The organism is Ruegeria sp. F5 (genome assembly GCF_056533845.1).
In genome coordinates this window covers 20,713-32,566 of sequence record NZ_JBQFOU010000023.1, presented here as the reverse complement: position 1 = coordinate 32,566, position 11,854 = coordinate 20,713, and the positions used below count along the sequence as shown (strand labels likewise).

Here is an 11,854-nt window from a genome sequence, read left to right as displayed (position 1 = left end):
GGCCGGGGTCCTGCTTTGCCAATCAGTGAAATACGGTCGCGGGGGTCATGTGACCGGTTGTTGGCAAAGGGATGGCTGCCGTCATTATGCGCAGGGCCAGGCCCAGTTCTTCGGACAGCGACGCCAGCGCGGGGGCAAAATCCGGGCGTACGATGAGCGAGGCCATCATCATCGCATCCTCGCGCGCGCCTTCCGAGGCCGCCGCGATCATCTGGGCAAAGCAGTTCTCATCCGCGCCCAGACACGAGCATCCCAAACCATGCCGTATCAGCGGACGACGCCCGTGATGGGCGCAAAGCGAGCACAGGCGGTCCAGCGCCAGCAGCGCGGTGCGCCCGTGATCCTTGCCCAGCGCGATATCGAAATCACTGGCGGCATCGGCACGCCCGCCCGGTCCATCCGCCCAAAGCCGCAGATACATCACCGCGCCCGCTTCGATAGGGTCGAGATCGGACAGGCGGCCCACCGCTGCACCGCCCCGCGAAGACGGCGCGCTCATTTCGTCAGGATCAGCTTGCCGGCGCGGGTGATGCGCAGCGTGTAAAGCTGATCGCCCAGTTCGATATGGGCCAGATTGCCACCCTTGGTCAGGTCTTCGGCCTTGTGAGCGGGCAACATGGAGACGGCGTAGGATTGGGTGGCGGTCGGGGTCTGCGCGTTCATCGGACAACTCCAGAGGTTTTCAGGCAAATGGCCTGATCTGTTCGCTTTTCTATCGGTCTGGCTGACCCGAAGCTGGGTTGGCTGATGACTTCTGCCCTTAATCTGATTATTTTGGTAAGGTATGTCAAGCCCAGCTTTCCGGACCCGCGGTATTGGCGCAATTGCGCCACAGGGAAACCCGCGTTAGGTCTTGGGAAACAAGGCAGGAAGGTAGGAAATATGACCGCGGCGATTGTGTTTGATCTGGACGGAACTCTGGTGGACAGCATCGGTGATCTGGCCGGGGCGGCGAACCGGATGCTGGCCGATGTCGGGCACGGCCCGTTGCCGTCCGAGGTGATCCGGGGATTCGTGGGGAACGGCCTGCCCAAGCTTGTCGAAAGGGTCATGCATCATTGCCAATTGCCCATGGAACGCCACGCGGACCTGACCCGGACGACGCTGGATCACTACAATGCCGCCGCCTGCGACACGACCCGGCCCTATCCCGGCATTTCCGAAGCCCTGACCCAATTGCAGGACATGGGCTGCGTTCTTGGCGTCTGCACCAACAAACCCGAAGTCCCGGCCCGCCACGTGCTGGAGGCACTCGGTCTGGACCGGCACTTCAAGGCTGTTCTTGGCGGAGATACCCTGCCCGTCCGAAAACCCGATCCGACCCATTTGGCAGAGAGCTTTCGCGCCCTGTCCGCCCAAGGGCCCTGCCTGTTTGTCGGTGACAGCGAAGTTGACGCCGAAACGGCGGCGCGCGCGCAGATTCCGTTTCTGCTGTTCACCGAAGGGTATCGGAAATCACCCGTGACCGACATTCCGCATGATTTCAGCTATCGCAGCGCCGGGGATTTGCCCGCGCTTGTCACCCGCATCGCAGGACAACCTGCCTGAGGTCCGATCCATCGCTGTCCCCAAAAATTAGTGAGGGGCCGGCCGAGGGGGTATGGACCAGCCCCTCATGGGGGAAAGTGTTCGGCCATCGAAGGCCGGGTGGTTGTACTCTTTCTACCGATTCCCCTTGGGCGGCGAAATTGGGGGTTTCCCGTAGAAAGACAAAATCCGCTATAAGCTCATGCATAAATGATCAATTTGATCCAAAAATTAGCAAGCATTTTTCTGCACTTACGATGGTGGCCCGAACAACGCCCAAACGATAAAAAAGATACGATCGGACCAAAAAAGACCGCGCACCGAAGGGACAAGGACGGAAATGGGAACGAATCGCACAGGCGCAAAGCCGGTTTCCTCCCCTGTTCTGCAGGGCATTCTGCCCATCGACCGGGCGCATCTTCCCACCGAAATCCTGGCTGGAATCACGTTTGCCTGCCTCGCGATCCCCGAGGTCATGGGCTACACCAAAATCGCCGGAACGCCGGTGATCACCGGGCTTTACACGATCCTGATCCCGATGGCGCTGTTTGCGCTGTTCGGATCGTCACGGCATCTGGTCGTCGGCGCGGATTCCGCCACCGCCGCGATCACCGCATCGGCACTGGCCGGGATGGCCGTGTCCGGGTCGTCGGACTATCTGGCGCTGGCCTCTCTTCTGGCGCTGATGGCTGCGGTACTTCTGATCGCCGCCCGGCTGATCGGGCTGGGGTTTCTGGCGGACTTCCTGTCCAGAACCGTGCTGGTGGGGTTTCTGACCGGCGTGGGCATTCAGGTGGCCGTCGGCGAAATTCCCGGCATGCTGGGCTTTGAGGTCGCAGGCCATGGCACCCTGACCAAGCTGCAGGGCGTGTTTCAGAACCTCGACCAGATCAACGGACCGACCCTTGCGGTCGCGATGGCCGTTTTGGCAACGGTTGTGGGCTTCACGCGCCTGTCGCGTAAAATACCGGGGCCGCTGATCGCCGTGGTCGCTGTGATCCTGTGCAGTTGGGGGTTCCAGCTGGACCGGCTCGGCGTCGCGCTGCTGGGCGCGGTGCCCAGCGGTTTGCCCTCGCTCTCGCTGCCGGATGTGCAGTGGAGCTGGACGCTGTTAAAACAACTGCTGCCCACCGCACTTTCGATCTTTGTCGTCATTCTGGCCCAAAGCGCCGCGACCTCGCGCGCCTATGCGGCCCGGTATGACGAACGGTTCAGCGAGAATACCGATCTGGTCGGGCTGGGCCTTGCCAATCTGGGGGCCGCTTTCACAGGAACATTCGTGGTGAACGGCAGCCCCACAAAGACCGAGATGGTCGCAAGCGCCGGCGGGCGCAGCCAGATCGCGCAGCTGACAACCGTGGTGATTGTTCTGGTGGTCATCCTGTTTCTGACCGGCCCTCTGGCCTTTATGCCCACAGCCGCGCTGTCGGCCATCGTGTTCCTGATCGGGGTGAAGCTGATCGACCTGCGCGGGCTGGCCGCCATTTACCGACAGGCGCGATCCGAGTTCTGGATTGCGGTTGCGACAGCCGCCGTTGTCGTTGTGGTCGGCGTGGAACAGGGGATCATCTTTGCGATGGTGCTGTCGCTGGTCGATCACACGCGCCGGGGGTATCGGCCAAAGAATTCGGTGATCGTTCAGACCGAAGATGGCGGCTGGCACTCCAAGGCGCTGTCACCCCCCAACCAGTTCGAACCGGGCCTTGTGATCTATCGGTTTTCCCACGGGATGTACTACGCGAACATGCAGCGCTTCTCGGACGACGTGACCGGGATTGTCAGGGGCGCGGGCCCAGAGATTGACTGGTTCTGCATCGATGCCTCGGCCATCGACACGGTCGATTTTACTGCGGGATATACCCTGCGCAGCATTCACAAAGAGCTTACGGCACGGGGTATCCGGCTGGTCTTTGCCATGGTTGAACCGGATGTGCGGGCCGAACTGACGCGATACGGGCTGGTCAAATGGGTCGGAGAGGACGCCTTTTTCGACACCGGCCAGGAATTGGTGAAAGCCTTTCGGGACCGCCACACAGACGGCGCCTGACACGGGCAGAAGCTCAGGCGGCTGGCGTCCGGGTCTGATCGCCGCCTTCGGCCCCGTCACCGTAATTGCGGGCTTTCGACATTTTGCCGATGCCGGGATTGAAGGAATTGGTTGGGTCGCAGCATTTGTAGTGCGCCGCCAGATCGGGCTTGGCCTTGTACAGATGGCCGACATTGTGCTCGGCCGGGTATTCCGCGCCGCGTTCGTCGAACAGGGCCAGCATCGCGGCCTTCAGCGCCTTGGGGTCCGCGCCCTTTTTGACCACGTAATCCTGATGCATCACGTGGCACATGAAGTGACCGTAATAGAGCTTGTGAACCAGTTGGTCGTCGATCTCGGGCGGCAGCTTTTCCAGCCAGTCGTGATCGTTCCGGCGCAGCGCGACGTCGAGGGCGATGATGTCTTCGACCTCGCTGGCGTGGATCGCCATGTAGCGTACTGCGGCACCGGCTGCTGCGAAACGGTGCAGCCCGGCAATCTTGGCCTCGCGCGCGGTGCAGTCAAAGAAATCGGCGTCGCGGTCGGCGAGGAAACCGGGAAGCCAACTGGCGGCCTCATCAATCCCGCCGTCTTTCATTTTCAGGATCAGGTGGTGTTCGTAACGGTCCCGGAAATCCGTCATCCGCTTGGGCAAAACCCGGGGCCATAGCGACACCGCCATCTGCATGAAGCGGTCGGTGAAATTGCGCAGAAACGGGATACGGCGCAGCCGTGCATCCACCGCGCCTTTCAGGGCAAAGAACATCGGCAGCCGGTCAGTGCCCAGCTTGTCGATCATGACAACCGTGTCCTTGCCGTAGCGCGCGGTGATGTCGAACACCTCGCGTTGCATGTATTCGGCTGAAACGGGCAGAGAGGTGAATTCGGACAGGATATGCCGCCGCAGCGCGGCCAGATCGCCCGGGTCGTTGGTGCCGATATAGAAAACCTTCTCGGCCTCATTCTTGGGGAAGGTATCCAACCGCACCGCAAAGACCGCCAGCTTTCCGGCAGAGCCTGCGGATTCGAACAGCTTCGCCTTGTCCGCATTGAACCGCGCCGGCGTTTGGGCATCCACGTCCCGCACGATCTGAGCGTAATCGCTGGCCGAGGCGCGTTTGTTTGTGGCTCCGGGATTGCGGTCGAACGTGCCCGCATCCAGACTGGCAAGAATGTCCTCGGGCGTGTCCCCCAGATCGATCCCCAGATGGTTGACCAGTTCCAGCTCACCGGCCTCGGTGATCTGCGCGTAGACCGAGAGTTCGGTATAGACCGGCCCACGCTCGACCAGAGAGCCGCCGGAATTGTTGCAGACACCCCCGATGATCGAGGCTCCTATGCACGAAGACCCGATCACCGAATGCGGCTCGCGCCCCAGCGGGGCCAGCAGTTTTTCCAGCGCAAACAGGGTGGCGCCGGGAAAGCTGACGATCTGCTCACCGCTGTTCAGCGGCACCAGCGTGTCCATCCGGCGGGTATTGATCAGAACCACATCGCGGTCATAGCTGCCCGACGGGGTCGAGCCTTCGGTCAACCCGGTATTGGCGGCTTGCATGATCACGATCTTGTCGGCGGCCACGCAGGCCTGAAGCACTTTCCACTGTTCCAGCAAGGTGCCGGGGCGAAGGACACACAGCGCTTCGCCCTCACCCGAGCGGAAACCGCGGCGGAATCGTTCGGTCGCCCGTTCGCCGGTCAGGACATGGCGCGAACCAACGATTGAACGGAAATATGTGATCAGTTCATCATTGGTCATGGCGGCCTCCATTACGGTCTATGCGGCGCGAAAGCGGATGTTCTCGCGGCTCAGTTGGTCAATGCTGGTGACGCCCATCAGCTTCATGTCGCGCTCGATTTCGGCGCGCAACAGACCCAGCGCGCGTTCGACGCCGGCCTGTCCGGCAGCCGCCAGCGGGTACAGGTAATGCCGTCCGACGCCGACCGCCTTGGCCCCCAACGACAGCGCTTTCAGCACATGGGTGCCGCGCTGAATGCCGCTGTCCATCATCACATCGAGTTTGTCACCGACCGCATCCACGATTTCGGACAATTGGTCAAAGGGCGTGCGCGAGCCGTCCAACTGGCGCCCGCCATGGTTCGACAGGATGATACCGGTGCAGCCGATTTCAGCCGCGCGTTTGGCATCCTCGACAGTCATGATGCCCTTGAGGCAGAACTGGCCGTCCCAGTCGCGCACCATTTCCGCCACATCGTTCCAATTCATCGACGGGTCGAGCATGTCGGTGAAATAGCCGCCGATCGAGCTGGCACCGCCGCTCATATCCACATGCTCTTCCAGCTGCGGCAGGCGGAATTTCTCATGCGTGACATAATTGATGCCCCACATGGGCTTGATCGCGAACTGGATCATGCCGCCCAGCGTCAGCCGGAACGGGATCGAGAACCCGGTGCGCAGGTCGCGTTCACGATTGCCGCCGGTGATGCTGTCGACGGTCAGCATCATCACCTCGACACCGGCCTCCTTGGCGCGCTGCATCATGGCCGTGTTCAGCCCGCGATCCTTGTGGAAGTAGAACTGATAGACCTGCGGGTTCTTGTGTTTCTGGCGCAGCTCCTCCAGCGATACGGTACCCAGCGAAGAGACACCGAACATGGTGCCATATTTCTCAGCCGCCGCCGCCACGGCGCGTTCCCCCTGATGGTGGAACAGGCGCTGCAAGGCGGTGGGCGAGCAGTAGACCGGCATATCCAGCTTCTGCCGCATCACGGTGACGGACATGTCCACATCCGACACCCCGCGCAGAACCGAGGGCAACAGGTCGCAGCGCTCGAATGCGCTGGTGTTTTCCCGATATGTCACCTCATCATCCGCGCCACCATCGATATAATTGAAGATGGGGCCCGGCAGCCGCTTTTGGGCCAACCGCCGGAAGTCGTGGAAGTTATGACATTGGTTCAGACGCATGACGCTGCTCCTTAATAGGCGACCGAGGGCAGCCAGGTGGCAAGGGTCGGCCACAGGAAGACCAGCGCCAGACCGGTCAGCTGCAGCAGCACAAACGGGATGATGCCCTTGTAGATGTGCATCAGCTTGATCTCGGGTGGGCAGACGCCTTTCAGGTAGAACAGCGCGAAGCCAACCGGTGGCGTCAGGAAGCTGGTTTGCAGCGTTACTGCCACCAGGATCACGAACCAGACCAGCGCAGGCTCATCCAGAACGCCGAAGCCCGGAATGTCGATGCCAAGGCCGTTCACGATGGGGCGCATCAGAGGCAGCACGATCAGCGTGATCTCGATCCAGTCCAGAACGAAGCCCAGCAGGAAGACGATGAACAGGATGAACAGAACCGTGCCGTTGGCCCCGAACCCGGTGGATTGCACCACATGTTCGATCAGCTCATCCCCGCCCAGTTCGCGCAGCACATAAGAGAACACGGTCGCGCCCAGGAAAATCGCGAAGATATAGGCGGTGGTGTTGAAGGTCGACACCAGCACGTTCCACAGTTTTGCGAAGGTCAGCTTGCGATAACCCAGCGCCAGCAGCGTGGCCCCCAGCGCGCCGATGCCCGAGGCCTCGGTCGGCGTGGTCAGACCCGCAAAGATCGAGCCAAGCACGGCGAAGATCAGCAGCAGCGTCGGGATGACGGCGATCAGCACGTCCTTGACGGCGTCCCAGTCGGGGGCCTTGGCACCTTCGGGCACCGGGGCCGCATCACGCTTCACCAGCGCAAGGATGAAGATATAGGTCAGGTAGAGGCCACCGATGATGACACCGGGGAAGACCGCAGCCATGAACAGGTCTCCGACCGACAGGGCCATCTGGTCGGCCATGATCACAAGCATGATCGACGGCGGGATCAGAATGCCCAGCGTGCCCGAGGCCGAAACCACACCCGCCGCCAGCGTCGGCTGATATTTCTGCTGCATCATCGAGGGCAGCGACAGCACGCCCAGCAGCACAACGGATGCACCGATGATCCCGGTCGAGGCCGCAAGGATGATCCCGATCAGCGTCACCGTGATCGCCAGACCACCCCGCACGGTGCCGAACAGGCGCTGCATCGACGACATCAGACGCTCGGCCACGCCGCTCTCGTCCAGCATCAGGCCCATGAAGATGAACATCGGCAGGGCCACCAGAACCGCGTTTGACATGGTCGCATAGACCCGGTTCACCACCGCGCCAAGCGTCAGGTAATCCAGCCCGGTAAAGGTGCTTTCCAGCCCTGTCCACAGCATAAGGTCGTTGTCGAAGAGATAGGCCAGACCGCAATAGGCGACGCCGACACCGGCCAGCACCCAGGCCACCGGGTAGCCGGTGAACAAGAGCGCGATGAAGGTCAGGAACATTGCGATGACCAGCTTTTCCTCGGTCGTTTCGACCAGGAAAGTCAGGGCCACACAGACGGCGGCAAACACGGCAAGCACCAGCAGGATACGGCGCAGCGGCGCGCCCTCGCGTTCCGAGGCCGGCCCGTAGAGCAGCGCGTGCCCATCGTGGATCAGCCGCGCCAGCGCCGCCAGCGCCAGCAGCACGAAGCTGACCGGAATAACCGCCTTGAACGCCCAGCGCGCAGGCAGACCGGTCGGGCTGTCGGACCGTTCGTTGACGCGGAAGCTCTCGTAGAAATAGTCATAGCCCTGATCGATCATCAGGTAGATGAACGGGGTCAGCAGGGTCAGGATGCCGATCACCTCGATCACCCGCTGGGCGCGGCGGGAAAGCTGCATGTGCAGCACGTCCACCCGCACGTGGCTGTCGGTGATCAGCGCGTAGGATATGCCGATCATCGTGACGATGCCGTAGAAATGCCACTGGATCTCGTCCAGTTTGGGATAGTTCTGGCTGAGCAGATAGCGCAGCGAAACCTGCGTGAAGATCGCGGCGATCAGCAGGACATTGGCCCACATGACCACGTGGCCCACGGCCTTGACCCCAGTGTCGATCGCCACGGCGATTTTCTGGCGGTCGGTTTCGGGATGTTCCAGGAGGCCTTCATAGGCTTCGACCGGATCGTTGATGTTCTTTTGGGGGGCCATGGTCATTCCTCGCTCAGCAGCCCGGCGCGCGGGCAGTGAAAGGTTAGAAAGTCCGGGTTCAGAAAGAAATGACCGGAGCAGCGGTTACCGCCGCTCCGGTTCCGTCAGTTCACACGGTTACTGACGCGGGAGGAAGGCGTTTGTCTTCCACAGGTCATAGCCTTCGCGGAACTCGTTCATGTCGGCCAGAACCTGAGCAAAGAAGGCGTCATTGGCGGCCTCTTCGGCGGCAACTTCTTCCCAGGTGGCGCGGAACGTGTCCAGCATCTCGGGCGACCACTGCTTGATGGTGACACCGTTGTTTTCGACGTTGTCGATCAGGGCCGCGTGCTGGATGGCTTCACCTTCGGCAAAGCTGTCCGCCATCGAAGCCTTGCAGGCGTTTTCGATGATCGCCTTGTGCTGGTCGCTGGTCTCGTTCCAGACATCCTTGTTGATCATCAGTTCAAACACGGTCGCCTGCTGGTGCCAGCCGGGGAAATAGTTGAACTTCACCAGCTTGTGGAAGCCCAGACGCTGGTCGATGGCAGGCATCGAGAACTCGGTCGCGTCGATGGCACCTTTTTCCAGCGCCGGGAAGATCTCACCACCCGGCAGCAACGAGGTCGCAACGCCCAGCTTCTGCATCACCTTGCCACCCAGACCGAAGAACCGCATCTTCAGGCCTTCCAGGTCCTGGGGCGAGTTGATCTCGGTCGCGAACCAGCCCGAGGTTTCGGGCGCGATGATCGCGCAGGGCAGAACGTGCACGTTATAGCCTGCCTGATCGTACATTTCCTGATACAGTTTCAGGCCGTTGCCGTAATACAGCCACGCCATGTATTCGCCCGCCTCGGGGCCGAAGGGAACCGCCGAGAACAGCGGAGCGGCAGGGATTTTACCCGCCCAATACCCGGCGGTGGTGTAGCCCGAGTTGATCTTGCCGGTGGATACCGCGTCCAGAATTTCGAACGGCGGAACCAGTTTGCCCGGCTCATACACTTTCATTTTCAGCGTGCCGCCCGACATCAGGTCAAGCTGTTCGGCAACGCGCGGAATCGGCGAGCCCAGGCCCGGCAGTTCGGTCGAGAATGCAATCGGGGTTTTCAGCAACAGCTTGTCAGCGGCAACCGCAGGTGCGGCGAGCAGGCTGGCGGCCACGGCGAGGCTCGTCAGGGTCTTCTTCATGAAATCTCCTCCAGGGTTGGTCGGGGTGTTTTCCCGATCAGCGGCGCAGGCTCTTCCAGCGCCCCTCCGGTGGTAAACTAACTTTACCATTATCATTCAGTCAATAATTTTATTTACCACTGGGATTTGTTGGGACAGCTTTAAGAGACGTAACACCTGATGAAGGTACGGTGCTGCGCTATGCAGTTCCGCACCAATAAGTGTTTATAATCAGGTTATTGCGTCCATTGCAATCCATTAATTCAGTCGCTTGAATTTTTTGCAGATATGGTTATATTAGTTTACCACTGGCGCAATGCCCCGGATCAGACAGAGGCGGAACAACATGAGCAGAACGGCGATTTTCGAACCGGTCGGACACGAATCGCTGGCTGATGCCGTTATATCGCAAATTGAAGATCTGATCGCCTCGGGCATTCTGAAACAGGGCCGCAAGCTGCCGTCCGAGCGTGATCTGGCCGAGATGCTGCGCGTGTCGCGCCCTAAGCTGCGCGAAGCCTTGGCCGTGTTAGAAGAGCGCGGGCTTGTCACCACGCAGCATGGTGAAGGCACGTTTGTCGCCGCCCTGACCGGACAAGCCATGATGCCGGCCCTGCTGGCCCTGTACCAACGGCACGAGCCGGCCTTTTTCGACTATCTGGAATATCGTCGCGAGCAGGAAGGGTTCGCCGCCCGTCTTGCCGCGCGCCGCGCGACAAAAGCCGACAAGGAACGGATTGCCGAGATTCTGGACGAGAACGAGCGCGCCTGGCAGGAAAACGACGCGCAAGCCTCGCAAGAGGCCGACTTTGCGCTGCATTCGGCGATTGTGGATGCCAGCCAGAATGCCACGCTGATCCACATGATGGCGTCGATCTACGACCTGACCCGCAGGGGCGTGTTCTACAACCGCGACTTTCTGCGCAGCATAGACGGCACCGGCGAGAAACTGTTGCAGCAGCATCTGGAACTGGGTCGCGCGGTCATCGACGGCGACGAGGCGCGCGCCGAAAAGGCGGCGACCGATCATATCGACTTTGTCGAGGAATCCTTCAAGCAAGGGATCGAGCAGAACCGCCGGGAAGCAATGGCCGAAAAGCGCCGCATGCTGTCCCGGTGATCTGCTGAAACCCCGCGCTGTGGCCCGGTTTGGGCTTCGACAGCACTACAGGCTTGCGCGCTGCGCCAGCCCCTTTTGTTCAGCCAGACATGCGGCGACCGAGGCGACGGCAAGATCCTGCAAGCCGACACCGGTTCCGTCGAACAGAGTGATTTCGTCAGCGCCGGCCCGTCCCGGATGATCGCCATTGATCACCGCGCCGATTGGGGTGACCCGCTCTGCCGTCAACGACCCGTCTGCAATCGCGTGCTGCGCCTCGCCAATGATAGTGGATTGAGCAACCTCATCGGTGAACACCGTGGCAGCCGCGACCAACGCGGCGTCAACCTCTTGCTTGCCCTTGGTATCCGTGCCCATGCAGGCCAGATGGGTGCCGGGTTTGATCCAGTCCCGCATCAGCAAAGGTTCGAAGGCCGAGGTGATGGTGATAATCACATCCGCCTGCGCGCCCAGTTCCTGTTGCGACACGGCTTCGAATTCCAGACCGATCTCCTCTGCCACTGCCTGAAGACGCGGCAGCATATCGGGATGCGGGTTCCAGGCGACCACCTTTTCGAAATCGCGCTGCTCGGCAGCCGCGCGCAGTTGGAAGGCCGATTGGTGGCCCGCGCCCACCATCCCAAGGGTTTTGGCATCTTCCCGCGCCAGATGCGCAATCGAGACCGCCGACGATGCGGCCGTCCGCACGGCCGTCAGATAGTTGCCGCCAACCAGTGCGGCCAATTGGCCGGTGTCCGGGTCGAACAGGAACACGGTGGACTGGTGATTGGTCAGCCCCTTTTCCATATTCCCGGGCCAGTAGCCGCCGGATTTCACACCCAGCACCTGCCCGGCCCGGTCGAAGCCAGACTTGAAGCCGTACAGCGCATCGGCATATCCGATGGCCTCGCGAACGACCGGGAAGTTATAGGCATCACCCCGCGCCATCGCGGCGAATACGGCCTCGACCGCTGCGAATGCTTCATCGCGCCCGACCAATTGCTGGCACAGGTCTTCTCCGACGATCAGCAGGCCTTTTCCAGACATATCCTTCA

Annotated in this window: 10 protein-coding genes; 3 read left to right on the top strand and 7 right to left on the bottom strand. The window is 61.1% G+C overall.

Features of this window, described 5'->3' with window-relative positions; genetic code table 11:
* Positions 1-22: 22 nt before the first annotated feature.
* Positions 23-499, bottom strand: a complete 477-nt coding sequence (locus ACR0K1_RS22550) for a hypothetical protein (RefSeq protein ID WP_480851930.1) — start codon at positions 497-499, stop codon at positions 23-25.
* The gene (hemP, locus tag ACR0K1_RS22545) at positions 496-663 is read right to left on the bottom strand and encodes a hemin uptake protein HemP (protein ID WP_480616420.1); all 168 of its coding nucleotides are present in this window, start codon (positions 661-663) and stop codon (positions 496-498) included. The genes ACR0K1_RS22550 and hemP overlap by 4 nt, the downstream gene beginning before the upstream one ends.
* 219 nt (positions 664-882) lie before the next feature.
* On the opposite strand from hemP, the gene gph reads away from it, so the two are divergent.
* Both gph and ACR0K1_RS22535 read left to right on the top strand, forming a co-directional pair.
* The gene (gph, locus tag ACR0K1_RS22540) at positions 883-1,548 is read left to right on the top strand and encodes a phosphoglycolate phosphatase (protein WP_480851929.1); all 666 of its coding nucleotides are present in this window, start codon (positions 883-885) and stop codon (positions 1,546-1,548) included.
* 319 nt (positions 1,549-1,867) lie between these two features.
* A complete protein-coding gene (locus tag ACR0K1_RS22535; protein WP_480851928.1) occupies positions 1,868-3,574 on the top strand; it encodes a SulP family inorganic anion transporter in 1,707 nt (568 codons plus the stop codon).
* A gap of 13 nt (positions 3,575-3,587) precedes the next feature.
* Here ACR0K1_RS22535 and dld read toward each other — a convergent pair whose 3' ends face one another.
* The 4 genes from dld to ACR0K1_RS22515 form a co-directional block, all read right to left on the bottom strand.
* On the bottom strand, positions 3,588-5,309 hold the full coding sequence (gene dld, locus ACR0K1_RS22530) for a D-lactate dehydrogenase (protein WP_480616426.1): 1,722 nt from the start codon (positions 5,307-5,309) through the stop codon (positions 3,588-3,590).
* 18 nt (positions 5,310-5,327) lie between these two features.
* Positions 5,328-6,479: an alpha-hydroxy acid oxidase gene (locus ACR0K1_RS22525; protein ID WP_480851927.1), complete on the bottom strand. Its 1,152-nt coding sequence runs from the start codon at positions 6,477-6,479 to the stop codon at positions 5,328-5,330.
* A gap of 11 nt (positions 6,480-6,490) precedes the next feature.
* Entirely contained in the window at positions 6,491-8,560 is a 2,070-nt protein-coding gene (locus ACR0K1_RS22520) for a TRAP transporter large permease subunit (RefSeq protein ID WP_480616430.1), read from the bottom strand.
* Between the two features lie 111 nt (positions 8,561-8,671).
* A complete protein-coding gene (locus tag ACR0K1_RS22515; protein WP_480616432.1) occupies positions 8,672-9,721 on the bottom strand; it encodes a TRAP transporter substrate-binding protein in 1,050 nt (349 codons plus the stop codon).
* A gap of 325 nt (positions 9,722-10,046) precedes the next feature.
* Between ACR0K1_RS22515 and ACR0K1_RS22510 the strand changes: the two genes are divergently transcribed.
* Positions 10,047-10,820, top strand: a complete 774-nt coding sequence (locus tag ACR0K1_RS22510; RefSeq protein WP_480616434.1) for a FadR/GntR family transcriptional regulator — start codon at positions 10,047-10,049, stop codon at positions 10,818-10,820.
* A gap of 45 nt (positions 10,821-10,865) precedes the next feature.
* Here the strand turns inward: ACR0K1_RS22510 and bhcD are convergent, their stop codons facing one another.
* Positions 10,866-11,846: an iminosuccinate reductase BhcD gene (gene bhcD, locus ACR0K1_RS22505; RefSeq protein WP_480851926.1), complete on the bottom strand. Its 981-nt coding sequence runs from the start codon at positions 11,844-11,846 to the stop codon at positions 10,866-10,868.
* Between the last annotated feature and the right edge of the window lie 8 nt (positions 11,847-11,854).

Bases quoted from the DNA above. Each gene is read 5' to 3' on its own strand.
- ACR0K1_RS22550 (WP_480851930.1), bottom strand. From the start codon at position 499: ATGAGCGCGCCGTCTTCGCGGGGCGGTGCAGCGGTGGGCCGCCTGTCC.
- hemP (WP_480616420.1), bottom strand. From the start codon at position 663: ATGAACGCGCAGACCCCGACCGCCACCCAATCCTACGCCGTCTCCATG.
- gph (WP_480851929.1), top strand. From the start codon at position 883: ATGACCGCGGCGATTGTGTTTGATCTGGACGGAACTCTGGTGGACAGC.
- ACR0K1_RS22535 (WP_480851928.1), top strand. From the start codon at position 1,868: ATGGGAACGAATCGCACAGGCGCAAAGCCGGTTTCCTCCCCTGTTCTG.
- dld (WP_480616426.1), bottom strand. From the start codon at position 5,309: ATGACCAATGATGAACTGATCACATATTTCCGTTCAATCGTTGGTTCG.
- ACR0K1_RS22525 (WP_480851927.1), bottom strand. From the start codon at position 6,479: ATGCGTCTGAACCAATGTCATAACTTCCACGACTTCCGGCGGTTGGCC.
- ACR0K1_RS22520 (WP_480616430.1), bottom strand. From the start codon at position 8,560: ATGACCATGGCCCCCCAAAAGAACATCAACGATCCGGTCGAAGCCTAT.
- ACR0K1_RS22515 (WP_480616432.1), bottom strand. From the start codon at position 9,721: ATGAAGAAGACCCTGACGAGCCTCGCCGTGGCCGCCAGCCTGCTCGCC.
- ACR0K1_RS22510 (WP_480616434.1), top strand. From the start codon at position 10,047: ATGAGCAGAACGGCGATTTTCGAACCGGTCGGACACGAATCGCTGGCT.
- bhcD (WP_480851926.1), bottom strand. From the start codon at position 11,846: ATGTCTGGAAAAGGCCTGCTGATCGTCGGAGAAGACCTGTGCCAGCAA.